General features: G+C 33.1%; 29 protein-coding genes and 1 tRNA gene. 18 read left to right on the plus strand and 12 right to left on the minus strand.

Going from position 1 to position 24,542, the window contains the following annotated elements; genetic code table 11:
- The 3 genes from CDV25_RS08980 to CDV25_RS08990 are packed head-to-tail and all read left to right on the plus strand — an operon-like array spanning position 1 to position 2,599.
- Positions 1 to 1,251 carry a serine hydroxymethyltransferase gene (locus CDV25_RS08980; protein ID WP_108911650.1) on the plus strand — a complete coding sequence of 417 codons (1,251 nt, stop codon included), beginning with the start codon at positions 1 to 3 and terminating at the stop codon, positions 1,249 to 1,251.
- A 29-nt stretch (positions 1,252 to 1,280) separates the two neighbouring features.
- Positions 1,281 to 1,826 (plus strand): DUF1882 domain-containing protein, encoded by a 546-nt coding sequence (locus tag CDV25_RS08985; protein WP_108911651.1) that lies wholly within the window; start codon positions 1,281 to 1,283, stop codon positions 1,824 to 1,826.
- An 11-nt stretch (positions 1,827 to 1,837) separates the two neighbouring features.
- Complete coding sequence (locus CDV25_RS08990) at positions 1,838 to 2,599, plus strand: SPOR domain-containing protein (protein WP_108911652.1); 762 nt, start codon at positions 1,838 to 1,840, stop codon at positions 2,597 to 2,599.
- Between the two features lie 112 nt (positions 2,600 to 2,711).
- Here the strand turns inward: CDV25_RS08990 and CDV25_RS08995 are convergent, their stop codons facing one another.
- Positions 2,712 to 3,536: a HemK/PrmC family methyltransferase gene (locus CDV25_RS08995; RefSeq protein WP_108911653.1), complete on the minus strand. Its 825-nt coding sequence runs from the start codon at positions 3,534 to 3,536 to the stop codon at positions 2,712 to 2,714.
- Positions 3,537 to 4,745: a M48 family metallopeptidase gene (locus CDV25_RS09000; protein WP_108911654.1), complete on the minus strand. Its 1,209-nt coding sequence runs from the start codon at positions 4,743 to 4,745 to the stop codon at positions 3,537 to 3,539.
- Positions 4,746 to 4,868: 123 nt separating this feature from the next.
- On the opposite strand from CDV25_RS09000, the gene CDV25_RS09005 reads away from it, so the two are divergent.
- Together CDV25_RS09005 and CDV25_RS09010 are read left to right on the plus strand one after the other, a co-directional pair.
- Positions 4,869 to 5,876 (plus strand): rod shape-determining protein, encoded by a 1,008-nt coding sequence (locus CDV25_RS09005; protein WP_108911655.1) that lies wholly within the window; start codon positions 4,869 to 4,871, stop codon positions 5,874 to 5,876.
- Positions 5,877 to 5,899: 23 nt separating this feature from the next.
- Entirely contained in the window at positions 5,900 to 6,556 is a 657-nt protein-coding gene (locus tag CDV25_RS09010) for a purine nucleoside phosphorylase YfiH/LACC1 family protein (RefSeq protein ID WP_239056360.1), read from the plus strand.
- Positions 6,557 to 6,559: 3 nt separating this feature from the next.
- Here CDV25_RS09010 and hisS read toward each other — a convergent pair whose 3' ends face one another.
- Positions 6,560 to 7,873: a histidine--tRNA ligase gene (hisS, locus tag CDV25_RS09015; protein WP_108911657.1), complete on the minus strand. Its 1,314-nt coding sequence runs from the start codon at positions 7,871 to 7,873 to the stop codon at positions 6,560 to 6,562.
- A 140-nt stretch (positions 7,874 to 8,013) separates the two neighbouring features.
- On the opposite strand from hisS, the gene rpmE reads away from it, so the two are divergent.
- From rpmE to CDV25_RS09050, 7 genes are read left to right on the plus strand one after another with little or no spacing between them, the layout of a single operon-like run.
- Entirely contained in the window at positions 8,014 to 8,217 is a 204-nt protein-coding gene (rpmE, locus tag CDV25_RS09020) for a 50S ribosomal protein L31 (protein WP_034555328.1), read from the plus strand.
- Positions 8,218 to 8,229: 12 nt separating this feature from the next.
- Complete coding sequence (gene rsmI, locus CDV25_RS09025; protein WP_108911658.1) at positions 8,230 to 9,054, plus strand: 16S rRNA (cytidine(1402)-2'-O)-methyltransferase; 825 nt, start codon at positions 8,230 to 8,232, stop codon at positions 9,052 to 9,054.
- 1 nt (position 9,055) lies between these two features.
- Complete coding sequence (gene rlmB / locus CDV25_RS09030) at positions 9,056 to 9,745, plus strand: 23S rRNA (guanosine(2251)-2'-O)-methyltransferase RlmB (RefSeq protein ID WP_108911872.1); 690 nt, start codon at positions 9,056 to 9,058, stop codon at positions 9,743 to 9,745.
- Positions 9,729 to 10,577 carry a hypothetical protein gene (locus CDV25_RS09035; protein ID WP_108911659.1) on the plus strand — a complete coding sequence of 283 codons (849 nt, stop codon included), beginning with the start codon at positions 9,729 to 9,731 and terminating at the stop codon, positions 10,575 to 10,577. Before rlmB ends, CDV25_RS09035 begins: the two co-directional genes overlap by 17 nt.
- Positions 10,571 to 11,395: a hypothetical protein gene (locus tag CDV25_RS09040; protein WP_108911660.1), complete on the plus strand. Its 825-nt coding sequence runs from the start codon at positions 10,571 to 10,573 to the stop codon at positions 11,393 to 11,395. Before CDV25_RS09035 ends, CDV25_RS09040 begins: the two co-directional genes overlap by 7 nt.
- A gap of 16 nt (positions 11,396 to 11,411) precedes the next feature.
- Entirely contained in the window at positions 11,412 to 12,623 is a 1,212-nt protein-coding gene (locus CDV25_RS09045; RefSeq protein ID WP_108911661.1) for an LL-diaminopimelate aminotransferase, read from the plus strand.
- Between the two features lie 26 nt (positions 12,624 to 12,649).
- On the plus strand, positions 12,650 to 15,058 hold the full coding sequence (locus CDV25_RS09050) for a heavy metal translocating P-type ATPase (protein ID WP_239056361.1): 2,409 nt from the start codon (positions 12,650 to 12,652) through the stop codon (positions 15,056 to 15,058).
- Positions 15,059 to 15,203: 145 nt separating this feature from the next.
- Here CDV25_RS09050 and CDV25_RS09055 read toward each other — a convergent pair.
- Positions 15,204 to 15,280: transfer RNA gene (locus tag CDV25_RS09055), tRNA-Arg, on the minus strand.
- A gap of 71 nt (positions 15,281 to 15,351) precedes the next feature.
- Here CDV25_RS09055 and CDV25_RS09060 point away from each other — a divergent pair.
- Positions 15,352 to 16,251, plus strand: a complete 900-nt coding sequence (locus CDV25_RS09060) for a metal ABC transporter solute-binding protein, Zn/Mn family (protein ID WP_108911662.1) — start codon at positions 15,352 to 15,354, stop codon at positions 16,249 to 16,251.
- A gap of 46 nt (positions 16,252 to 16,297) precedes the next feature.
- Here CDV25_RS09060 and CDV25_RS09065 read toward each other — a convergent pair whose 3' ends face one another.
- The 6 genes from CDV25_RS09065 to folD are packed head-to-tail and all read right to left on the minus strand — an operon-like array spanning position 16,298 to position 19,993.
- Entirely contained in the window at positions 16,298 to 16,852 is a 555-nt protein-coding gene (locus tag CDV25_RS09065) for an adenine phosphoribosyltransferase (RefSeq protein WP_108911663.1), read from the minus strand.
- A 10-nt stretch (positions 16,853 to 16,862) separates the two neighbouring features.
- Positions 16,863 to 17,201: a hypothetical protein gene (locus CDV25_RS09070; RefSeq protein WP_034554202.1), complete on the minus strand. Its 339-nt coding sequence runs from the start codon at positions 17,199 to 17,201 to the stop codon at positions 16,863 to 16,865.
- Between the two features lie 11 nt (positions 17,202 to 17,212).
- Positions 17,213 to 17,635 carry a ribose 5-phosphate isomerase B gene (gene rpiB / locus CDV25_RS09075; protein WP_034554201.1) on the minus strand — a complete coding sequence of 141 codons (423 nt, stop codon included), beginning with the start codon at positions 17,633 to 17,635 and terminating at the stop codon, positions 17,213 to 17,215.
- 9 nt (positions 17,636 to 17,644) lie between these two features.
- Positions 17,645 to 18,328 carry a site-2 protease family protein gene (locus CDV25_RS09080; RefSeq protein ID WP_034554199.1) on the minus strand — a complete coding sequence of 228 codons (684 nt, stop codon included), beginning with the start codon at positions 18,326 to 18,328 and terminating at the stop codon, positions 17,645 to 17,647.
- Positions 18,328 to 19,128, minus strand: a complete 801-nt coding sequence (gene lepB, locus CDV25_RS09085; protein ID WP_108911664.1) for a signal peptidase I — start codon at positions 19,126 to 19,128, stop codon at positions 18,328 to 18,330. The genes CDV25_RS09080 and lepB overlap by 1 nt, the downstream gene beginning before the upstream one ends.
- A 16-nt stretch (positions 19,129 to 19,144) precedes the next feature.
- Positions 19,145 to 19,993, minus strand: coding sequence for a bifunctional methylenetetrahydrofolate dehydrogenase/methenyltetrahydrofolate cyclohydrolase FolD (gene folD, locus CDV25_RS09090; RefSeq protein WP_108911665.1), 849 nt, complete (start codon positions 19,991 to 19,993; stop codon positions 19,145 to 19,147).
- 67 nt (positions 19,994 to 20,060) lie between these two features.
- Here folD and CDV25_RS09095 point away from each other — a divergent pair, with 67 nt between their 5' ends.
- The 3 genes from CDV25_RS09095 (at position 20,061) to CDV25_RS09105 (ending at position 22,294) form a co-directional block, all read left to right on the plus strand.
- A complete protein-coding gene (locus CDV25_RS09095) occupies positions 20,061 to 20,396 on the plus strand; it encodes a c-type cytochrome (RefSeq protein ID WP_204161846.1) in 336 nt (111 codons plus the stop codon).
- A 4-nt stretch (positions 20,397 to 20,400) separates the two neighbouring features.
- Positions 20,401 to 21,036, plus strand: coding sequence for an LOG family protein (locus CDV25_RS09100; RefSeq protein WP_108911666.1), 636 nt, complete (start codon positions 20,401 to 20,403; stop codon positions 21,034 to 21,036).
- Positions 21,037 to 21,115: 79 nt separating this feature from the next.
- Positions 21,116 to 22,294 (plus strand): replication-associated recombination protein A, encoded by a 1,179-nt coding sequence (locus tag CDV25_RS09105; protein ID WP_108911667.1) that lies wholly within the window; start codon positions 21,116 to 21,118, stop codon positions 22,292 to 22,294.
- 35 nt (positions 22,295 to 22,329) lie between these two features.
- On the opposite strand, the gene CDV25_RS09110 is transcribed toward CDV25_RS09105, so the two are convergent.
- A complete protein-coding gene (locus CDV25_RS09110) occupies positions 22,330 to 22,614 on the minus strand; it encodes a 4Fe-4S binding protein (protein WP_034554193.1) in 285 nt (94 codons plus the stop codon).
- Between the two features lie 250 nt (positions 22,615 to 22,864).
- On the minus strand, positions 22,865 to 23,434 hold the full coding sequence (locus CDV25_RS09115; protein ID WP_239056362.1) for a prepilin peptidase: 570 nt from the start codon (positions 23,432 to 23,434) through the stop codon (positions 22,865 to 22,867).
- A gap of 49 nt (positions 23,435 to 23,483) precedes the next feature.
- Between CDV25_RS09115 and nadD the strand changes: the two genes are divergently transcribed.
- Complete coding sequence (gene nadD, locus CDV25_RS09120; RefSeq protein ID WP_108911668.1) at positions 23,484 to 24,050, plus strand: nicotinate (nicotinamide) nucleotide adenylyltransferase; 567 nt, start codon at positions 23,484 to 23,486, stop codon at positions 24,048 to 24,050.
- Positions 24,040 to 24,384: a ribosome silencing factor gene (gene rsfS / locus CDV25_RS09125; RefSeq protein ID WP_034554189.1), complete on the plus strand. Its 345-nt coding sequence runs from the start codon at positions 24,040 to 24,042 to the stop codon at positions 24,382 to 24,384. Before nadD ends, rsfS begins: the two co-directional genes overlap by 11 nt.
- The last annotated feature ends 158 nt before the right edge of the window (positions 24,385 to 24,542 follow it).

The following is a 24,542-nucleotide window of genomic DNA, read 5'->3' on the forward strand; positions in this document are numbered from 1 at the left end:
ATGAGCTATTTTTTAGAAGAGAATGATTTTGAAGTTTTTAATTATATACAACAAGAATTAGATCGACAAAATACCCACTTAGAGATGATTGCAAGTGAAAACTTTACTTTTCCTAGTGTTATGGAGGCTATGGGTAGCATACTTACTAATAAATACGCAGAGGGTTATCCCTATAAACGTTATTATGGAGGTTGTGAGTTTGTTGATAAGATAGAGGAATTAGCGATTAATCGGGCTAAAAAGCTTTTTGGTTGTGAATTTGCTAATGTCCAACCGCATTCTGGTTCCCAAGCTAATGGTGCTGTGTATTCTGCACTCTTAAAACCTTATGATAAGATTTTAGGGATGGATTTAAGCCACGGTGGGCATTTAACCCATGGTGCAAAAGTAAGTATTACTGGGCAGATGTATCAAAGTTTCTCTTATGGTGTAGAGCTTGATGGTTGGATTAATTATGATAAAGTAGAAGAAATTGCAAAAGTCGTGAAGCCAAATATTCTTGTTTGCGGCTTTAGTGCTTATTCAAGGGTTTTAGATTTTAAACGATTAAGTGAAATTGCAAAAAATGTTGGTGTGATTTTAATGGCTGATATTGCTCATGTCGCTGGATTGGTTGTAGCAGGAGAATATCCTAATCCATTCCCTTATGCAGATATTGTTACTACCACAACACATAAGACTTTAAGAGGACCTAGAGGTGGATTAATACTTACCAATAATGAGGAATATGCTAAAAAAATTGATAAAGCGGTGTTTCCAGGAATGCAAGGTGGTCCTTTAATGCATGTTATTGCAGGGAAAGCGGTTGGTTTTATGGAAAATTTAAAACCTACTTGGAAGGAGTATGCTAAAGCAGTCAAACTTAATGCAAAAACTTTAGCAGAAGTTTTAATGCAAAGAGGTTATAAGGTCGTTAGCGATGGCACTGATAATCATTTAGTTTTATTATCTTTATTGGATAAAGAGTTTAGCGGTAAAGATGCGGATTTAGCTTTGGGAAATGCTGGAATTACGGTTAATAAAAATGCTGTTCCTGGAGAGATACGAAGTCCTTTTGTTACTAGTGGTGTTAGGATTGGAAGTCCTGCTTTAAGTGCTAGGGGCTTTAAGGAAAAGGAATTTGTAATTGTAGCAAATAAAATTGCCGATGTCTTAGATGATATTAAAAATACGCAAAAACAAGCATTAATAAAAAGTGAATTAAAGGAACTTGCGATAAAATTTCCAATTTACACTAAGGCAATTTTCTAAATTAAGCGTGTAAAAAAGGAGCGAAGTAAATGATAACTGATTTGGATTTGAAGTTAATTAAGATGATAACCTCGCATTATTGGATACATAAAAAAGGTGTTGGAGAGAAAATACATTATAATGGACGAATTTTTTATGATAAATTTGAGAAAGTAGAGGAGCCCCTAACAAGAAATTTGCTTCAAAGCCATTTTAGAAAAGAGATTACTATAGCCCATTCATTGGTAAGTGCAAGTGATAAGGTAGAAAATATTGTATTTGATTATAATGGATCTAATCCAGAGAGATTTTGGCATAAAGCACAATTAATGCTAAGAGAAGAGGGGTTTATCAATTTTACTGCCTATGAAACAAAAACTTCAGGGCATTTGCATTTATATGTGCATAAAGGACATACAACCTTTCAAGAAGCTTGTCAATTAGCTAAAATCTTAAGTGCAAAGTTGGCACAAAAAATGCCAATAGAATGGAAAATGTTTCCCTCTATTGATATTCCCAAAAATTTCAATATTTTGGTGATTCCTTATAACGTTTATAATAAAGAGCGTGGAGCCTCTTGGTCTAGACATATGTAAAAGGATTAAAAATGACAGAATTAAAACAAGAAAAACAAGAAAAAAAAGAATTAGAGCTTGATGATTTATTGCTTACGGATTTAGAGGATGAGGAGAATAAAGAAAGTCAAAGCAAGAAGGCTATTTTATTAGTAGCCATTGGTATTATTATTTTTGCTATTGTGGTTTTTATTGTTTATATATTGCAAAGTGATACGAAAAATAAGCCACAAAACATTGAAACCCAAAAACCTTTAGAGAATATTGAAAGATCAGCAGTGCAACAAACTACAAGAATATCTCAAGATTTTGGTCAAGTCCCAATTCAACAACAAACTACTAATTCTGATGAGCAATTTCAAAGAATTATTGATCAAATTAAAGCCCAACAAAAAGAACAACAGGTTTTACCTCCACTTCCACAAAATCCACCACAAGATCCAACGCCTCCTAAAATAGAAAAGCCACAAGATCCAACGCCTCCTAGAAGTCCTACTAAACCAGAGGAGACATCTGCAAATACCTCTAAAAATATTCAAACCAATGATACACAATTGCAAGGTGGTGAAGCAATACAAGGCTTTTATATTCAAGTTGGTGCCTTTAAAGGTTCTCCTAATCAACAAGTTTTAAGTGTGATTAAAGAGGCAAATTTAAAATATCGTATGCAAAAAGCCGGTAATACTAATCGCTTACTTATTGGTCCATTTAATAATAGACAAGAAGCTCAAAATCATTTAGGCGAAGTTAGGGAGAGGATTAATAAAGAAGCTTTCATTAAACAAATTCAATAATGCTTTATGAAAATAGCATTAACCCTCACCTAAGTGATTTGATGCTTGGGCATCAAGCAATTTGTTAAAATAAGTAGAATCAAGGTTTAAAATATAGATTTTATTTTAATTGCTAAAACTCTATAATAAACCCTCTATCTAATCCGCTTAAGTCTTGATAAAATTCTAGTGTTTTTACAGAAAGATTCTTTGTGAAAGCTAGAATGCTATTTCTTTGATTATGCCCCATTTCACAAATAACATAAGGGATATTCCTAACTTTTGCTATAGCAATAATTTTATGGAGTATCTCATCTCCTCTATTTCCTCCAAAAAGTGCTTGTTGGGGTTCAAAAGATAAAGGTTTGGGTAGGATTGTTTTGTTTTGAATATAGGGAGGATTAGAGAGCAGTAAATCAAAGTGCTTATAGCTATTAAAGTCTAAAAATGCACTATTGTATAAGGTAATATTAGAGCAATTAAATTTTTTGGTATTGACATAAGCATTAAAAAGGGCTTCTGGGGAAATATCACTAGCGTGAAATTCTAAAGGCTTACTTTTATGTAAAAGTGCTAAGGTAATGCTAATAATTCCACTTCCAACCCCAATTTCAGCGATGTTTTGACAATTTTTGCTTTGAATGATATGTGAAGCCATATCGACAAGAATCTCTGTCTCGGGTCTTGGGATTAAAGCACCCTTAGAAATATAAAATTCTTGATGATAAAAGCTTACTTTTTCAAGAATGTATTCAATGGGTTCAAAACTCTCCCTCCGCAAAATTAATTGTTTGAAATATTCTTGGTGAAAAGGATTAATTGTTTCAAAACTATGCGAATGCAGATAGATTCTAGGTTTATTTAAGACAAAGGCTAGAAGAATCTCTGATTCTAAGATTGGACGCTCTAATAAATGGAGTTTTTTTGCTCCAAAGGCAATAGCTTCTTGTATGGTCATTTAAGAAGTAAGTGCTAAATGCTCACAATGGAGTGCTTTAAGTCTTTGCATTAAGGGAGGATGTGTGTAGTAGAATTTGATATATAAAGGGTGAGAGAGGGGAAAGGCGTTATTTTCTTTAACAAGCACCAAAAGGGCTTGTGCTAAATCTTCATTACTTGTTAAGCTTGCACCAAATTTGTCGGCATTAAATTCATTTTTGCAACTAAAATAACTGATAATGGGGGTAAAATAAAACCCAATAGGAGAGCTTAGGAGAATCAAAAATGCGATTAATGAATGGGGGCTTGGTAGGATATTTGCCTCTAAGAAAAGGGTTTGGGGTAAATTCGCAATAATAAAGAGCAAAAGTGCAAAAAAGCTAAGTATTAAAATCATCATTTTATAAACATCAAAATGTTTAAAATGCCCTAATTCGTGTCCTAAAACAGCAAGGAGGGAATTTTGAGGAATTTTTTCTAAAAGCGTATCAAATAAAATCACTCTTTTTGTATTCCCTAAACCCCCAAAATAAGCATTTAGCCGACCGTCTCTTTTAGAAGCGTCCATAACAAAAACGCCATTAGATTGAAAGCCTACTTGATGAAGAAGGTTTTGGATGGCAAGTTGTAAATTTGGATTATCTAAAGGTGTGAATTTGTTAAAAAGGGGTGCGATGAATGTAGGGTAGAAAAGATTAGCCCCTATGATAAAAATAGCAACAATAATAAAGATATAAATTTCCCATAATGGGATATTTAAAATAATCCAGCTAGAAATGCTTAAGAAGATTCCGCCTATTAAGATTAAGAGCAAGAGAGATTTTAGGGTATCATTTATAAAGAGTTTTATCTCTCCTTTGCAAAAACCAAATGTTTTATCGACTATGAGTTTTTGGTAGGCTTCAAAGGGTAGGGATAAGAGACTTTGTAGGATAAGGAATATCAAAAGGAATATAACACTTTGTATAAGAGCGTTAAAAGGAAGTAAGGATTCTAGAAAGGCTAACCCAAAAAATATCCAACACCCAAAGATTATTAAATCAAAGATACTAGAAATAAGCGAAATTTTTTCTTTTATGATGGAATATTGTGCAGCTTTTTTAAAAGATTGTGAATCTAAAATGTAGGGTTGTTGGTGCTGTTTAGATTGCAAAAAGTTTAATTGTAAGATAGAAAGCGTTATTTTGGGTAAGGTAAAAAAGAGTGCATAAATACTAAATAAAATCATTTTTAAAATCCTTATAAAAGGTGTTATTATAGCAAAGTTCTAAATTATGCAACCATAAATTTTCTATATTATTTTATCTTTGTTTTGGTATTATGTGAAAAATTTTTAAGTTTGTGAGACTTTATGGCTTTTTTTGGCAGGAATGATATTGCGGTGGATTTAGGGACGGTTAATACAGTGGTTAGAAACTCCTTAGATAAAGTGATTTTTTGTGAGGCAACTTGTATTGCTTTAGAGGATAAATACGAATCCCCACGTGTTATTTGTATGGGTAATCAAGCTAAAAAAATGTTAGGTCGTAATCCTAGTAATATTAAGGTTATAAATCCTTTACTTCACGGTGCAGTGAGTGATTTTAAAACTACAACTATTTTTATGAATACAATAATTGAATCGGCAAAAAAAGGTTCTTTAGCCCCAAGAGTTGGGATTAGTATTCCCCAAAATCTTACTCAAGTAGAAAGACATTCCTTACACGAAGCAACGATGTTAGCTGGAGCTAAAGAGGTGCTTTTAATTGAAGATCCTTTTAGTGCAAGCGTGGGTGCTGGGCTTGATATTAGCACTTCACGCGTTAGGTTGGTTATAGATGTTGGAGGAGGATTGGTAGAGACTAGTATTATATCCTTAGGTGGGCTTATTACAAGTTCTTTTACAAAGGAGGCTGGAGATTTTATTGATTATGCTTTGGTAGAATATTGTAGATATAATAAAAACATTGGCATTAGTAAGGAAATGGCTGAGAATATTAAGCGGCAGATTAATGTTTTTGGAGATAATCCTGTTATTAATGTTGCTGTTAAAGATTTAATGAATGGAATGCCTTTTTCTTATGAATTAAACCTTAATGAGCTAAAAGATATTGTATTAAATGGAATCTATAAAATAAAAGAAGTGGTTTTAGAATCTATTAACAAAGCACCTCCCCAAATTGCTCCAGATTTAATAGAAGATGGAGCGATTCTTACGGGTGGAATGGCACTTATTGATGGATTGAAAGAGTTTTTAGAAGAAGAGCTAAAAATAAAAATTAATCTATCTCCAGACCCATTATTGGATATTTCTAAAGGTGTTTGTATGATTATGCAAAATTATGAAAAATATTCTATTAAATGGGGAACTAGGGAGTAATGAGTAGCTAAGGGGAGTTGATTGTGAAGTTTTGGTTTAGCCCCTCACATATTAATATTGCTTTTCATGCAGGGAATAATACCCAAGAGAAAATTTTAGAAAATCGCAAAAATTCTTTAGAGATGGGTTATACCCTTAAAAATTTAGCTTATTTAAACCAAATTCACGGCTCTAGTATTATAAGGGCTAATAAAGGAGGATTATTAGGGGATGGGGATGGGATTTTAATAAACAAAAAGGGTATTGTAGGAATGATTATGGTTGCAGATTGTAATCCTATTTTACTCTTTGATCGTAAAAGGCAAGTTTTAATAATGCTTCACGCTGGTAGAGTAGGTATAGAAAGGGGTATTGTGTTAGAGGGATTAAGAGTTTTTAAAGAGCAATACCAAAGTTGTATAGAAAATATTTTTGTATATGTTGGACCCTCTATTCGAGTATGTTGCTATGAAGTAGGGGAGGAAGTTTTTAGAGATGAGAGTCTATTGAAAGGAAAAGTGATTAAAGGCAATAAAATCTATTTAGATTTATTAGCAGTATTAAAAGAGCAATTCCAACAAGAAGGTGTGCAAGATAAAAATATTACTATTAGCCCTCATTGCACTTGTTGTTCTTTAGAGTTTTTTTCTTACCGCAGGGATAAGCATTGTGGCAGGTTTGGGTTGTTTGCTACTTTATAAAGTTTAAGGCAGTTGATAGAGTTTTTCATAAACACTTTGAAGGGATGCGTATTTTTCTTGGAGCCCACTTTGCATATTTTTTAAAGAATAACTTTGTTCTTTTTGCTCCTCTTCCCCTAAAACCATTACCCATTGATAATTTTTATTATTAGCATACGCAAAAGCCTTTTTGGCTTTGGTGATTTCTGGATAAACTTCTACTTTTAATCCTAGCTCTCTTAATTCTTTTGCGCTTTCATAGGCATAATTTAGAGTATATAAAGGAATAATGAGTAAATTAGCAGGAGTATCTTTAGAATCTATAAGCTTTAGTTCTTCTAATCCGCTTAATAATCTATCAAGCCCTATGCTTGCCCCTACTCCGCTTAATTCTTCTTGGGTAAAATTTTGTGTGAGTTTGTCATATCTCCCTCCAGAGCAAACTGAACCCAAGGAGGGTAAATCTTTAAGAATGGTTTCATAAATAATGCCCGTATAGTACCCAAGTCCTCGTGCGATGGATAAATTAATCGCATAAAAATTTTCGGGTATAACTAAAGAGAGCAGAGGGCACAGGGATTCTAGCTCTTCAATCCCTTCTTTTAATTGAGAGTTTAGAGATTTATAAGATTGTATGTCTTGTAATAAGCTAGTAGCATTAGAAGTTTGTTTTTTGGAAATAAAATTAAGGAGAATATGGATTTGCTCTTGACCTAAAGGGGTGCTTTGCTTTAATTCACGCTCAACAGCTTCTTTGCCTATTTTATCTATTTTATCAATAATGCGTAAAATATCATTGACATATTCTTTAGCTTCTAAGTATTCACATAATCCATTAAAGATCTTGCGGTGATTGATATAAATCGTGAAGTTTTGTATTTTTAGCTCTTTTAGTGTTTGGTAGATAACTTCTAATATCTCTAAATCACTACCAATACTTGTAGTGCCAATAAAATCAAAATCACATTGTGTAAATTCTCTATAACGTCCTTTTTGTGCTCTCTCTCCGCGAAACACATTGCCTATGCAATAACGTTTGAAGGGTAAGCCTAATATATTTTTGTATTGTGCAATAAAACGTGCTAGAGGGAGTGTTAAATCAAACCTTAAAGCAACTTCACGATTCCCGTGGTCTTTGAAGCGATACATTTCCTTTTGTATTTCATCACTTCCCTGTTTTGTTAGGATTTCTGCATATTCTAAATGGGGCGTTTCAATCGGGGAGAAACCAAATTTTTCAAAACTATGAATAATGCTTTTTAGCATTTGTGATTTTGCATAGGCTTCTTTGGGGAGTCTATCTTTAAACCCACTAAGTGTGCGAGGTGTAATAGGCATTTTTAACTCCAATCTTTAAGTTTAAATAAGGATTGTAGCAAGAATAAGGCTATAAAAGAATAAAATTTAAAAGTTCTGTAATGATTTTTGAAGTAGAATAGGGGCTTTTATTTTAAAATTTTTTCAAGAAGGTTAGTTGTATGAAAAAAGGAATCCATCCCGAATATATCCCTTGCAAAGTTACTTGTGTTACAAGCGGAAAAGAAATTGAAGTGATGAGCACTAAGAGTGAATTAAGAATTGATATTTCCTCTTTTTGCCATCCTTTTTATACAGGATCTGATAAAGTTGTAGATACTGCTGGAAGAGTAGAGAAGTTTAAACAAAGATATAATCTTAAATAAGCCTTATTGGCTATGGTAACTTTTATCCCAACTCCCATAGGGAATTTAGAGGATATTACTTTACGCACTTTGAGGGTTTTGCAATCTTGTAAGGTTTTATTGTGTGAGGATACAAGGGTTACTAAAAAACTTATTGCCCTTTTAAAAGAGCAGAATCTTTTAAAAGATGCTTTAACCTATCAATATTTTTCTTTTCATAGCCATAATCAATTAGTATTTTTACAGAATACTCCTTTAGAGTTTTTTGACCAAAATATCGCTTTTTTATGTGATGCTGGAATGCCTTGTATTAGTGACCCGGGTGTAGAGCTTGTGAAGTTTTTACAACAAAACTCTATTCCTTATGATGTCTTAGGTGGTGTGAGTGCTTTAACTTTAGGAGTTGCCTTTAGTGGGTTAGTGCAAAAAGAGTTTAGTTTTTTGGGATTCCCTCCGCATAAAAAAAAAGAAAAAATGGAATTTTTCTCTAAGGTTTTAAAAAGCCTTTATCCTCTTGTGTTTTATGAATCTCCGCATAGACTTTTAGAAACTTTGGAGATTTTATATACAATTAACCCATATTTAGAAGTGTTTTTAGGCAAGGAATTGAGTAAGAAATATCAGGATATTTTTTGTGGTCGGATACAAGAGATCTATAAAAGTTTTCAAACAAAAACTATTAAGGGGGAGTGGGTAATGGTTATTAAGCCTAATATGAGTGAAGATACTAAGCATTTAACACAAGAAGAGGTTTATTCCTTAGATATTCCCCCTAAAATTAAGGCTAAGATTCTAGCAAAAATGACAAATAAGAGTATCAAAGAAATTTATGGGAATTTATGGAGAGAGACATTATAGTATGGTAGTTTATGGGAAACAAGTTGCAAGATTGATAGTGTTAAAATCTCCCCATAGTATCCAAAATATTTATTTGGCTAAAGAGATAGATAAAAGTTTCTTTGCTTTATTAAAAAGTGTGAATAAACCTATTATTAGATTAGATGCTAAAAAGGCACAAGCGTTAGCTAAAGGGGGGAATCATCAAGGGTGTTTATTGGAGATTAACCCTTTAGAGCCTGTGGATTTTACACTTATTAAGACAATGAATTTTATTGTTGTCTTATGTGGGGTTAGTGATGTAGGGAATATTGGGTCTATTATTAGAGTCTCCTATGCTTTAGGTGTAGATTGTATCGTGATTTGTGGTATTAAAAGTCTCAAACAAGAAGGAGTATTAAGGGCAAGTTCGGGAGCGTTTTTGCAAATGCCTTTTTGTGTCGTGCATAATCCCTTAGATGTTGCTAATGAGCTAAAACAAGCAGGTTTTACGCTTTATGGAGCAGATATGCAAGGCAGTAATGAAGTTGTGAATGTAGCTCATAAAAAGGCTTTATTTTTGGGGAGTGAAAATCAAGGGCTTTCTAAGAGGATTATTGCTAAAATGGATTTTATTTTAACGATTTCTATGGAAAGAGAATTTGATTCATTAAATGTAGGCACAGCAGGTGCGATTTTAATAGATAGGATGATAAATGGAAGAATTGGATAAGCTCAAACAAATTGGTGCTAGGGAGATTGCTAAAAATACACATATGGCATTAGGCAAGATTGAGGATATTCTAAATTTAAATTTTGAAAATTTAAAAGATAGGGCGACTACTACAGGTCTTATTAAGATTTTAGAGAGAGAATATAATGTGCAATTACAAAAATGGGTTGAGGATTATAAAGGATTTTGGGAAAATGAAATTCATCAAGAGGAGGAATTAACTAAGGCTATTAATATTAAAATCGCACATGAGGCTGTTGCACCAAATAATCCGATAAAATCTTGGTTTATTATTGCCTTGATTTTGTTAATAATAGGCATTGGAATTTATATTTATTCTAATTTTATTTTCTCTCAAGAAGTAAATATTGAAAATGCTTTATTGGATAATAATGGAGAGAATATAGCACTAGTAGATTCTAGCATTCTTGATGAAAGTAATACGCAATCAGAAATAGCACAATCTCCCTTAGAAGCAAATGATGAGGATTTACCCACCTCTGTTTTTTTAGATGAAGAAATGCACGCTAATGAAGAAACTCCATCTTTTAAAAAAGTAGAAATTAAACCACTCTCTAGTGTATGGGTGGGAATTATTTATTTAGATACTAAACAAAAAACCTCCCTAATAACTGATAAGTCTTTAGAGATCGATATAACAAGACCACAAACTATTATTACTGGGCATGGAATGCTAGAGATTGATAACAACCAAGAAATTTTACAATATCATTTAGCCGACAAGATGCGATTTTATGTTGATGATGAGGGGAATTTTAGTGAAATTAATAACGCACAATATAAACAATACAATGGAGGCATAGGGTGGTAATAAAAGTTATTTTAACCTTATTACTAGGCGTTGGGATTCTTTTTGCCAATCCTAAAAGTGTTGATTATCAAATTATTTCTTTGCTTGGAGTGCAAGATTATAAGATCAATCAGAAATTAATCCAAAGACTTTTTAAAAATCCTTTAGAATTTATGGATGAGGTAGGGAATCCTAATATTTATAAGATTTCTCAAGTTTTAAAACAAAATGGATTATTAAAATTAGCCTTTGCTTCTCCTATGGAGCTTGAAGTATCTTTTGAAATTGCAGGGAATCCTATGGCTTTTACGAGTGCTTTGTATGATATTTTAGGCACAATGGGGTATTATTATTTTTTTGTTAAGCAGAGTGTGCTTGATAATTACTCTTATAAGTTTGTTCTTTCTATGAATACAGAATATGCCATTGATCCTATTTTATTGCAAGAACGTTTGAAAGAGTATGGTTATATGGCTTTAAAGATTGAAAAGCAAAGTCTTAATCAATGGGTTTATGAAATCAAAGAGAGTAATTTTCAATACCCAAAGGCGATCTTGCTAAACCCTAATGAAGAAAAGGAGCAAGCCAATTTATCTGGAGAGTATTGGTATCAAGTATCCCAAGGTAATACTTTAGAAGTAGTTTCTAGCAATGGTATTTTATGGTATCCTAAAATTGTTTTTTTTGATTCTAATCTAAGGGTTTTAGAAATATTTCTTCAAGAAAAAGCTGTGCAAGCAATAAAAGTTAAAATCCCTAAAAATGCAGTTTTTATCAAGATAAGTGATATTTACCTGCCCCTTACAATAAAGAGCGGTTTGATGGTAGAATTAAATTAAGATAAGGAGAGGCGAAATGTTTGATGAAATAGAATTTGAACGCATTAAGAGGCTTCCTAAATATGTTTTTGCAGTAATTAATGAAATTAAGTTAAAAATGCGACAAGCTGGTGAAGATGTTATTGATTTTAGTATGGGGAATCCAGATGGTGCTACTCCAGATTTTATTGTTGATAAGCTTTGTGAAGCTGCAAGAAAACCAAAAAATCATGGCTATTCTGCTAGTAAGGGAATTTATAAACTACGAGTAGCCATTGCAGATACTTATAACCGCAAATATGGCATAGAGCTTGATCCTGAAAGTCAAGTTTGTGTTTCAATGGGTTCTAAGGAGGGTTATGCACATTTGGTGCAAGCTATTACCAACCCCGGAGATACCGCAATTGTTGCAGAGCCTACCTATCCTATTCATTATTATGCTTTTATTTTAGCAGGGGCAAATGTTAGCACTTTTGGTTTAAAATGGAATGAGGATTATGAACTCTTAGAGGAGGAGTATTTTAAATCTTTAGAGGAAGCCTTGCATAATACTATGCCAAAGCCAAAGTTCGTTGTAACCAATTTTCCCCATAATCCTACTACTATAGTTGTTTATAAAAGTTTTTATGAAAGGCTCGTGGCTTTAGCCAAAAAAGAGCGTTTTTACATCATTAATGATATTGCCTATGCGGATTTAAGCTTTAATGGCTATGTAGCTCCATCTATTTTTGAAGTAGAGGGTGCTTTAGATGTTGCCGTTGAAGGATATACGCTTTCTAAAAGTTATAATATGGCGGGTTGGAGAGTGGGTTGTATGGTAGGAAATACTAAGTTAATTGGGGCTTTGCAAAAAATTAAGAGCTGGTTAGATTATGGGATTTATACGCCTATTCAAGTTGCTGCTACGGTTGCTTTAAATGGTAATCAAGAGTGTGTGCAAGAAATTGCTAGGAAGTATCAAAATCGTATGGAAGTCTTAATAGAGAGCTTTGGGGCAGCTGGTTGGAAAATGAAAATGCCAAGAGCAAGTATGTTTATTTGGGCAGAGATTCCAGAATGTGTGAGGCATTTAGGGAGTATGGAGTTTTCTACAAGGCTTTTACAAGAGGCAAAAATTGCGGTTAGTCCCGGGATTGGATTTGGCAACCACGGGGATAATTATGTGCGTATTGCGCTTATTGAAAATGAAAATAGGATTCGTCAAGCTGCAAGGAATTTGAAAAAATTTTTAAGGCAGTTTCAAGATTAGGTTATTATAGATACTATCATTAGTGTATGATGCAAAATAAAAGAAAATGCAATCATTGCCAATTAGAATTTGAAGAAAAAGCCCTTTTTTCATCCTTTATTAAGGGTGAGGAGAAATACTTTTGTTGTAAGGGCTGTGAGGGGGTATATAGGCTTTTATATTTGCAAGGATTAGAGGATTTTTACAATAAGCTTGGAAATAATACTTTAGATTCCTTTGTGGATAGTAAAGATAGCCTAGAGACCTTTGATACACAATCTTTCTTAGATAAATATGTGATTAAAAAGGATTCTTTGTATGAAATTTCTTTGATTTTAGAGAAAATTCATTGCATTGCCTGTGTTTGGCTAAATGAAAAGATACTCTCTAAGCAAAAAGGCATTATTAAAGTTTGCATTAATTACACTACCAATAAAGCTACTTTGTTATTTGATTTAGAATCTATAAAGGTTTCAGAAATTATTGCTACTATTAGATCTATTGGTTATGACGCACATATTTATGATGTTAGATTACAAGAGCAATACGCACAAAAGCAAAAAAGGGATTATTATATACGATTAAGTGTTGGCATTTTTTGTATGATGAATATTATGTGGATTGCTGTTGCTCAATATGCGGGGTATTTTAGTGGCATTTCTTTGCCAATGCGTAATATCTTAAACATTGCAGGTTTTGCACTCTCCACCCCCGTACTTTTTTTTAGTGGTTGGGTATTTTGGAAGGGGGCTTATTTTGCCTTAAAGCACAAAACCCCTAATATGGATTTATTGGTTATAAGTGGCGCAACTTTAGCTTATCTTTATTCTATTTATGCGAGTTTTAAGGGTGGTGAGACCTATTTTGAATCCGTTGTTATGATTATTACTTTTGTCTTAATAGGGAAGTTCTTAGAAGTTAGTGGCAAGAAAAGTGCTGTTGATAGCTTAGATAAGATTAATGCACAAATTCCTCTTAGTGTGAATGTTTTACGAGGAAATAAAAGAGAGGAAGTTTCTGTTTATGATGTAAAAATTGGAGAGATTATAGAGGCAAAGCCCGGGGAATGTATCGCAATAGATGGAACCTTACTTTCTGCAAATGCTTTATGTGATGAGAGTGCATTAAATGGGGAATCTTTACCCATACAAAAGCAGTATCAAGACAAGATATTATCAGGCTCTTTAGTCTTAAATACTCCTTTATGTTATCAAGTTTCTAAGGAATTTAAAGATTCTTTAATGACTTCTATTGTGAATATGGTTGAAGAATCTTTAAATATTCACCCTAAAATTCAAGAGCAAGCTAATAAAATCGCTCGTTTTTTTTCTTTGGTGATGTTTTTTTTAGGATTTATGACTTTTTTAAGTTGGTTTTATTATTTAGAAGCGAGTTTTGATAAATCCTTAATGGTAGCTATTTCTGTGATTATTATTGCTTGCCCTTGTGCTTTAGCATTAGCTACCCCTATTGCTTGTTTAGTTGGTTTAGGGAGGGCTATTGAGCAAAAAATTCTTTTTAAAGAAGCACGATTTTTAGAAACCATTGCTAAGGCAGATACATTGGTTTTGGATAAAACAGGAACACTAACGCAAGGGAAATTAAAAGTCGTTGAAATTAAAAGTAATGCTACACAAGAGGAATTAAATGTTTTAGCACAGATTCTAAGGCAAAGCTCGCATCCTATTTCTCAAGCGGTCTTAAAGGTGTTGCCACATAATGATGTTGTTTGTGCGTTTGATACTTTGGAACAGATTAATGCTAGAGGAATGATTGCTAGAATAGGAGAAGATATTTATTTGGGTGGGAATTTTGAGCTTTTAGAGGAGAGGAGTGTTAGAATACCTGAAGAAATTTATCAAAGTCAAGGGGATAAAAGTAGTTTTTGCTTTGCTAAAAATCAAAGGTTTTTAGGTTTTTATGCCTTAGAGGATAGTATTAAAGAGGACGCTTTTTCTGCCCTAGAAAGACTTAAGAAAATGGGTATTGCTCTAGTGCTTTTAAGTGGAGATAATGAGGGAGTTTGTAAAAAGGTTGCAGAGGCTTTAGGGATTAAGGAGTATTATGCCAAACAAAGCCCTATTGATAAAGCAGATTTTATTGATAGACTCCATAAGGAGGGAAGAGTTGTTGTAATGGCAGGTGATGGGATTAATGATTCTATTGCTTTAGGGAAAAGTGATATTGGCATTGCTATGGGGGGAGGGATTGATTTAGCTATTAATGTAAGCGATATTGTTATTTTAGATGATAGGATAGAGGGGGTAAAAGAAGCTTTTTATTTAGGGCGTAAAACCTATGTTTTTATTAAGCAAAATTTAGGAATTTCATTAATCTATAATGCTCTAACTATTCCTTTAGCGATGTTTGGGTTTGTAATACCTCTCATTGCTGCTTTATCTATGTCTCTTAGCTCATTGGTGGTAGTGTTAAATAGTATGCGACTTAAGCAATAAGTGTTGAATAATAAATAAAGTCGGACTTGCAAGAGAAGTAAATTGAATAGGCAATACTTAACAAGTAATATAGATTATTCTTAAGGGATAAAATTGTTACAAATGGTAATAAAGTCTTTATAATTGGGAATTAGTAACAAAGTTATGGTGCGCTCAGAGGGAGTCGAACCCCCAACCCTCAGATCCGAAGTCTGATGCTCTATCCAGTTGAGCTATGAACGCAAAAAGTTATGTCATAATAATAGCCTGGATTGTTTTAATAATCCATAAAATTTCAATAAAAGGAAGTAATGATGGTAAGGGTTTTAATGACTTTATTGATGTTTGCAGGTGTAATGATGGCTAAACCTATTATTGCTGTAAGTATTCCTATGCAGAAGGAATTCGTAGAAAAAATTACTAAGGGAGAATATGAAGTTATAACTTTGGTCAAACCCGGAGTTAATCCGCACGATTTTGAGCCAAAATTTTCAGATGTTAAAAGTGTTAATCAAGCTAAAGCCTATTTTTCTATTGGGATAGAATTTGAAGAGCAATGGCTTACACGCTTTGCCAATCAAAATAAAGCTATGAAAATTTATCCTAGTAATGTAGGGGTAGAGGTTATAAACTTTGGAAATATGGAGGATCACGATGAATACGATGAATATGGGCACGATCTTTACGATAATCATAATGAGGAGGAGGATTCTCACCATTCCCACGAAAATGGTGATACCCATATTTGGTTGTCCCTATCTAATGCAAAAATTATTGCGGGAAATATTTATAAGGGTTTAAAAGCAATAAATCCTAAAGGAAATTATGAAGCTAATTACCAAGCACTTATTAAGGATATTGAAAATCTTGATAAAAAGTTAAAACAAACTTTAAAAGGCTTACCTAAAAATCAAAAATTTGTTGTTTTTCATCCGATGTTAGGTTATTTTGCTAAAGAATATGGATTAGAGGAGATTTCTATTGAAGTTGAAGGGAAAACGCCCACAATTAAAGATATGATGAAGGTGGTTGAAATCATTAAAAAAGAGAATTTAAAAATTATTTTCGCACAACCTGAATTTTCTACAAAAGCTGCAGAATTTATCGCAAAAGAAAGTGGGGCAAAACTCGGTTATTTTTCACCCTTAGAAACACCTTGGGATAAGAATCTTTTAGATTTTGCTAAAAAATTAAAAGAACTTTATGAGAAGTAGTTTAAGTCTAAGCTCTTTTTAAGAGAGTTTAGAGCTTTTGCGTTCATTATAGACTTAAAACATTATAAATAGGGCAAAGGTTCTGGAGATTTTCTTCTCCTTTTAAGTCTTTAAGGTGAATAATAAAACAAGCCTCTATGCAATTAGCCCCTGCTTTTTTTATGAGATTAGCAGCTGCATAGGCAGTTCCTCCAGTGGCAAGTAAATCATCAATAAGTAAAACTTTGGGTATATGGTTTAAAATTTCATTTTTGAAAGCATCAATATGGATTTCAATTTCATTAAAGCCATATTCTAAAGAATATTTTTCAGATATTGTTGTGTAGGGGAGTTTGCCCTTTTTTCTAATGGGGATAAAGCCAACATTGAGGGCATAGGCTAGAGCAGCACCAAAAATAAACCCACGACTTTCAATCCCTGCGATATAATCTATTTCATAAGATTGGTAATAGCTTTTTAGATGATTAATGAGTAGCGTAAAAGCTTCTTTATTGCTAAGAAGCGTTGTTATATCGCGGAAATTAATCCCGGGTTGTGGAAAGTCTTTGATAGAACGGATAGTTTGTAGCAAGAATTCTTGCTGTGTTGTTGTTAATTGCATAGTTTCTCCCTTATAATAGAGCTTCTATTTTTTGCTCTAAATCTTTGATTTTACTTTTATATTTTTCTGTTTCAACCCTATATTGAGAGTTTCTTTGTTTGAGTGCTTTGACTTCGTTTCTTAAAGTAGTGATTTCATCTGTTAAAATATCAATATTTCCTAAAGCCCTTTGGAGTTGAAGTTGGTGTTTGCGGATAAGTATTTCTGCTTCTTGTAGGGTTAATTTCATAATAGCACTATTTTTTTCTTCCTTTTGTGCGACACTTTTGTAAAAAAAGGTTTTAACGACAATAAATAAGACAAAAAGAATAAAAGTTGTTAAAAATAACCATTGTGTAAAAAGTGTCATTTTATCCCCTATTACAATTTTTCTATTCTTTGTAAATGCCTACCGCCTTCAAATTGACTTTGGCAAAAATTTTGCAAGATTGCTTCTGCCATATCTATCCCAATCACTCTAGCCCCTAGGCATAGGACATTAGCGTTGTTGTGCTTACGACTCATAGCTGCACTATAAGGTTCATAGCAAAGGGCTGCTCGGATTCCTTTAAACCGATTTGCAGCAATACTCATTCCAATTCCGCTACCACAAATTAAGATACCAAAACTCTTTGAATCTTCTAAAACTTTCTGGCAAAGTAAATTCGCAAAATCTGGATAATCAACTTTAGTTTGATTATGGCAACCTAAATCAAAAACTTCATAATTCCTAGTTTGCAAAAATTTAAGAATTGGGCTTTTGAGAATAAAACCTGCGTGGTCATTTGCAATATAAAATCTCATATTTCCCCTTTAGAGTAGCCAATGTATAATCCAATTCATAGGCTTTGAAAGGATTATTGAAAGCGGTGTGCTTAGAATAACCATTAAACATATCATTCCTAGCATCGGATGAATCTTGTTAAAAAGTTTAGCAAAAAAATCATTTTTAAACATTAAACCCAGATAAGCTAATACTTGTGAGCCATCTAAAGGAGGAAAAGGGAGGAGATTAAAAACCCCTAAGATAACATTATAAATGAGTAATTGTAAAAAGAAGAAAAGAATAAGCTCTAAAATAAATTTAGGATTATCAAAGTAATCCAAGAAGCCACTAAATATTCCCCCATTAAAAGCATAAATACAAAAAGAGCAAAAAAGGGCTAGTGTAAAATTATAAGCAACACCAGCAATAGAGACTCCAAAAGCCCCCAAATATCCGCCATTAGAAATTACCCTATCCATTCTCACAGGGACAGGCTTAGCCCAACCAAACAAAAAAGGGGCATTGAGTAAAAAGAGTATTACAGGAACAAGGATAGAGCCGATTAAATCTATATGCACTAGAGGATTTAATCGGAGTCTACCTAAATCCTTTGCACTGCTATCGCCATATTTATAAGCTACTAACCCGTGCATAATCTCATGCCCTATAATAGCAATAAGTAAGGCAATGACGATTATAGGAAGCTGGTAAAATAAGGGTAAATCAAACATTAGGGTGTTTTTTGAGTCTCTAAAGATTCGATAGTTTTTCCTATCCTTTCCCATCGGATATTAAAATCACTATCCCAACTTAGATAGATAAACCACGGCTTGCCAACAACATAGCGATAAGGAACGCTTCCCCAAAATCTTGAATCATTAGAATTATTCCGATTGTCCCCCATCATAAAAAATTCATCTTCCTTAATCTTTGTATGAAAGGCTAATTCCCCATTATCTAAGGTGATAGGTTCCATGCCAATTTTATGCCCGCTTTGCAAATAACTTTGTAATTGAACAAAAGCATTAAAAGGGATATTTTCATAATGTATGCCCGGGTGTTTTTTAGCATAAGGTTCATAAAAGTAGGTTTTACCTTTATAAATGAGTGTTTTGCTAGAATCTTCAGTATAAGGATTGTCACTAGCAAAAGCAACCCATAATCCCTCTTTGGTGTAAAGAATTTCATCACCACTAATTCCTATATTACGTTTTACATAATGTATTTTTGGTTCTAATGGATAACGGAATATTACAATATCTCCCCGCTTTGGACGATCCCCTTCAAAAAGATGCCCATTATTATTAAAATCAGGCAAGACTTTTATCTCTATCCAAGGAATTGTGGGTGTTGGGATTCCATAAGAATATTTTTTGACAAATAAATTATCACCAATTAGCATTGTATTTAACATACTTCCACTAGGGATAACAAAAGCTTGAGCGACAAAGAATATTACGCATAAGACGATGATAATTGTGCCTGTCCAACTATTAATAAACTTACCTAATTTATTAAATATTTGATTCATTAAACTTCCTTAAATCTTATAAATTTGCACGAATTTTAGTGGCTTTTATTGTATTTTGCAACAAAGAAGCGATTGTCATGGGTCCCACACCTCCTGGAACTGGGGTGATAAAACTGCAAATAGGAGCTACATTATTAAAATCTACATCGCCTATAATTTTTCCATTTTCCAAGCGATTGATGCCTATATCAACAACAATGGCACCTTCTTTAACCATTTCTTTGGTGATGAGGTTTGGCTTGCCAACGGCTACGCAAAGAATATCTGCATTTTTAGTATGCTCTATGAGATTGTTGGTGTAGATATGGCAAAGCGTAATGGTTGATTTATGGTTAAGGAATAATGCACCTAAGGGTTTGCCAACAATATTGCTAGTCCCTACAATTACCACATTTTTACCCTTAAGGTTAATATCATAGGCTTGAAGCAATGTAATAACTCCCATAGGGGTAGCAGGAGTAAATCCTTCAAGATTAGCCGAGATTCGCCCTACATTAAAGGGGTGAAAACCATCGACATCTTTATGGGGGGTAATGGCTTCTAGGATAGTTGTTGTATTAATGTGTTGAGGAAGAGGCAGTTGGACTAATATCCCATCAATATTTGGGTTTTGATTTAGCATATTAATGGTTTGTAAAAGAGAATCTTGCGTAATGCTTTTAGGCATTTCGTGTGTTGTAGAATAGATTCCTGTTCGCTTACAGGCTTTTGCTTTCATATTTACATAGCTTTGAGAGGCTGGATCATCGCCTACTAAAATAACCGCTAATCCGGGAGTAATTTGTTTTTTGTTTAGAAGTTGCACTTCTTCTTTGAGCGTTTCTTCGATTTTTAAAGCAAGAGATTTTCCATCTAATATCTGCATTTATAGCCTTTGAAAAGTTATTTTGATATTATAATAAAAAAAGTTTTTTTATAGTTTAAGGCTTTGTATGTATCGGTTATTTTTGCTGATTTTTGGTAGTTTTGTTTTTGCACAAGAGAGTTTTATTACATCTATTGAATATGGAAAAATGCTTTATGAAAACCCTCGCGGTATAGGTTGTGTAGAATGCCACGGACAAGCAGGGGAGGGAAAAAGAATTACAGAGTATTACCATAAAAAAAAACTCATAACTTTGCAAGGACCTGCTATTAATCATCTAACATTTGAAGCCTTTGCTAAAGCTTTAGGGGAAAACAAAAAGGTTATGCCAAAATATTATTTAACAAAAACTGAGATTCAAGCTATTTTTGAATATATAGAATCTAAAAATTCTGCAAAGTAAGATAATGCAAGAGTTATTAATTGGCTATAAAGAAGTATGTAGGAGTTTTGAGGTTTTAAAACCTTATGAAAATATCTTAACGATTTTTGGGGGAGCAAGGGTTGCAAAATATAGTGAAGCTTATAAGCAGATAGAAAGATTAGCCTTTGAGCTTGGAAAGGAAGGCTATTGCATTATGACAGGAGGGGGACCTGGGATTATGGAAGCTGCTAATAAGGGTTTGGTAGAATCTAAAGACAAAGATTCTAAAGTAGTTTCTATTGGGCTAAATATACAGCTTCCCCACGAGCAAACAATAAATCCTTATGTAGAGATTCCTTTAATATTTGAAAATTTTTTTAGTAGGAAATTTGTCTTTAATCACCATTCTATAGGAATTATCGTTGGAGAGGGAGGGTTTGGGACTTTAGATGAATTAAGTGAGATTCTAACATTAATAGCCACCCAAAAGATACAAAAAATACCCATTATTTTGTATGGCAAGGAGTATTGGAAAGGTTTTTTTCAGTGGATTGAGGAAGTTATGCTTAAAAAGGGGTTGATTTCTAAAGAGGAATTAGAGATTATAAGTATTGCAGACTCTACAAAAGAAGTTTTAAGGATTTTAAAAAACCGGGTTGTTAAAACCATACATCATTAATAAAACCATAAACATTGCAAAAAGTGCTAAAATAATAGGAGCAAATCGTGCCATATTATTCCTTTATTAAGAAAAGTTGATGAAAAATTTATCATACAATAAAAGACCTAAAAGTTTTCAGCAATTTGTCGGACAAAAACACCTCTTTGGAGAGAATGCTCCTTTTATGAAACTTCTTAAAAGTGGGAGTATCCCGCATAGTTTTTTCTTTGGTAATGCTGGAAGTGGTAAGACAAGTGCGGCACTTTTAATAGCGGATATGCTCTCACTCCCATTTTATCCCCTTAATGCCACGAATTTTAAGTTAGAAGATTTGCGTAATATTTTAAAACAATACCAAAATACTTTACAAAAACCTTTGATTTTTATTGATGAAGTGCATAGATTAAGCAAATCCCAACAAGAAGCACTATTGCCTATAATGGAAAATCATCAAGCCCTTATCTTGGGAGCCTCTACCGAAAATCCTTTTTTTGCTCTAAGTAGTGCGATAAGATCGCGTTCTTTTGTTTTTGAGTTTTTTGCGTTGAGTAAGGACGAATTAAGAGAGATTTTAAAGCCTTATGATTTAGACTTAGAGATTCAAACCCATTTGATAGAAAGTAGTGGAGGAGATGCTAGGGCTATGCTTAATTTACTTGATTGTGCCTTAAGTCTTAAAGAGCCTCTTACCCTAGCAGCTCTAAAGTCTCTTCGACCAACCTCTTTAAATATCGGTGTTAGTGAGTTTGATAGACATTATAATCTCATCTCTGCAATGATAAAAAGTATCCGAGGAAGCGATGAAAATGCAGCTATTTATTATCTAGCACGATTAATTACAGAGGGTGAGAATCCGGAATTTATAGCAAGACGATTAGTAATTTTAGCGAGTGAAGATATTGGTAATGCTAATCCTAATGCTTTAAATTTAGCGGTTTCTACAATGCAAGGGGTAGCAAGAATTGGTTACCCAGAAGCTAGGATTCTTTTAAGTCAATGCGTTATTTATCTTGCAGCTTCACCTAAGTCTAATAGTGCTTATGAAGCTATTAATGAAGCGATAGATTATGTAAGAACTCATCCTAATGAAGAAATTCCAAAGTCTCTTTGTCAATTTTCTAAAGATTATCTTTATCCTCATAGTTTTGGTGGTTGGGTAGAGCAAGAGTATTTGTCTAAAAGGCTAAAGTTTGTCAAGTGGCTACCTAAAGGATTTGAAAAAACATTAAAAGAGTGGATTGATAAAATAAGGGGTAAAGATAATGAAAATTCTTAAAGAAAGCTTCTTAGATTAGGAAACCCTAATCTAAATTATTCCACTACGGGAGTATGTGATGTTCGTTTATCCTCTCCAATATCATCTCTGTGTGGTTGAGCTTCTACGATGTTATCCCATACAATGCAACCCTCTGTTGGACAGGCTGTTGCACAGGCTGGTTCATCGTTATGCCCTACACATTCTACACATTTGTCATTATAAACAAAATAGCAACCATCATCATTTGGGTTATCATCATCATCTACGATTGCTTCAACGGGGCATTCATCAATACAGGCTCCACAGGCTATACAAATATCAGTAATTTTTACAGACATAATTTCTCCTTAATTTTTAGTTAATGCCTCTAAGTATATAAGAAGCTCTATAAAATAAAGTTTAAAAAAATTATTTCTTAATAAAATTCTAACTTTATTTGGGGAGGTTAAAAAGTTGTTACTATTAAGAGCAACAAGAAGCCAAAAAATAAGAAAGGGACAAATGGCATTTTGTATGTTTTTGTAACAAGCATAACACATAAGGTTGTAATAGCTGCTATAAAGATTGCCACAAAAGCGTAGAATATCCCTAAAACACCACCAAGGATACCAAAAATAATAATATCCCCTCCCCCATAACTTCTTTGTTACAAATACTTCCGATAAAAAGCCTTAAGAAACTTGCAATACCCATTAGAACAAAAGCATTTAAAAAAGGATTAATGGGCGAATAAAAAGCGTTTAAATCGGCATAAAATCCATAGCAAATTCCAAGCCCAAAGGTTAGGAAGCTTAAAATATTAGGAATCTCTAAAAAATACCAATCAATAACACAAAGTGTATAAAAGAATAAACATAAAAAGAAGCAAATAATTCCCCCAATACCATAATGATAAAAGCTAAAAACTGCGAAAAATCCACCTAAACATTCACTTAAAAAATACCAAAATGGAATCTTACTTTGGCAGTGCCTGCATTTTTTGTTTAAGAAAAGATAAGAGAATAGGGGGATTTTGTCTCTCCAAAGTAATGTTTTTTTGCATTGTGGGCAAAAGGAGAAGGGTAGGTATAAATTTAAATTCTTTGGGATACGATAGATTAAGACATTAGCAAAGGAGCCTAAAATAACGCCAAAAACAAAAACAAATAAAAATTCCATAGCATTCCTTAAAATTTGATACAATTTTACATTAATTTTTGGAGATTTTATGGGAGATATAGCGGTTTTTGGAGGGTCATTTGACCCTCCACATTTGGGGCATTTAGAGATTATTAGGGTTGCTTTAGAAAAATTAGCCATTGACAAACTTTTTGTCGTGCCTTGTTTTTTAAACCCTTTTAAGACAATCTCTCTTTTTAGCCCAATGCAGCGTCTAGACTGGCTTAATAATCTCTTAATGGGTAAAGATTCAAGACTTAAAGTGCTAGATTTTGAAATTAGGCAAAATAAATCTATACCGACATTGAAAACTATAAAGTTTATTGAAAAGCTTTATAAGCCTAATAAAATCTATTTACTCTTAGGTGCGGATAATATAGAGAATTTGCCTAAATGGTATCAGTATGAAAACCTTAAAGCTAAGGTGGAGTTTGTTATAATTCCGCGTAAAGGCTATGAAATAGTTGGTGATTTTAGAGTTTTGCCTATGCGAGAAATAGCGATTAGTTCTACACAAATCAAACTTGCGTTACAAAAGGATGATTTGGAAGTTTTAGAGTTTATCCCGCAAGCTATTTTAGAGGAGATTTTAAAAAGGAAAGAAATTGCAAGATAGAGAAAAAGTTATTGAGGAAATTTGTAAAATTATAGAGGATAAAAAGGGTGAAAATATTGAGGTTTTTAATCTTAAAGGGAGCGATTATTTTGTAGATTTTGTGGTTATTGCAACTGCACTTATTGATAAGCACGCTTTGGCATTGTTGGATTTTTTGAAAAAGGATTTAAAGCAAAAGGGGGAAAGTTTTTTAAATATCGAAGAAGAAAATCCTAATTGGATAGTGGCAGATTTAGGGGATATTATTATTCATCTTTTTACAGAAAATCAAAGAAAGAAATTTAATTTAGAAGAATTTTTAAGCAAAATTACACAAAAGTCTTATGAAGTTTAATAATTTGGGTTATTTTTGCATAAATATTATTTGGTGCTTAAAATATACAGATTTGTTTTTTACCAAGGGGGTATCTTTAAACTTCTTAATCCTTGATAATTTAATCACTTTTAAAACCTATCCATTTCACATAAGCTTTAAAAAAGATTAAACACCCA

Source organism: Helicobacter apodemus (assembly GCF_003097575.1).
GTDB classification, from domain to species: Bacteria; Campylobacterota; Campylobacteria; order Campylobacterales; family Helicobacteraceae; genus Helicobacter_D; species Helicobacter_D apodemus.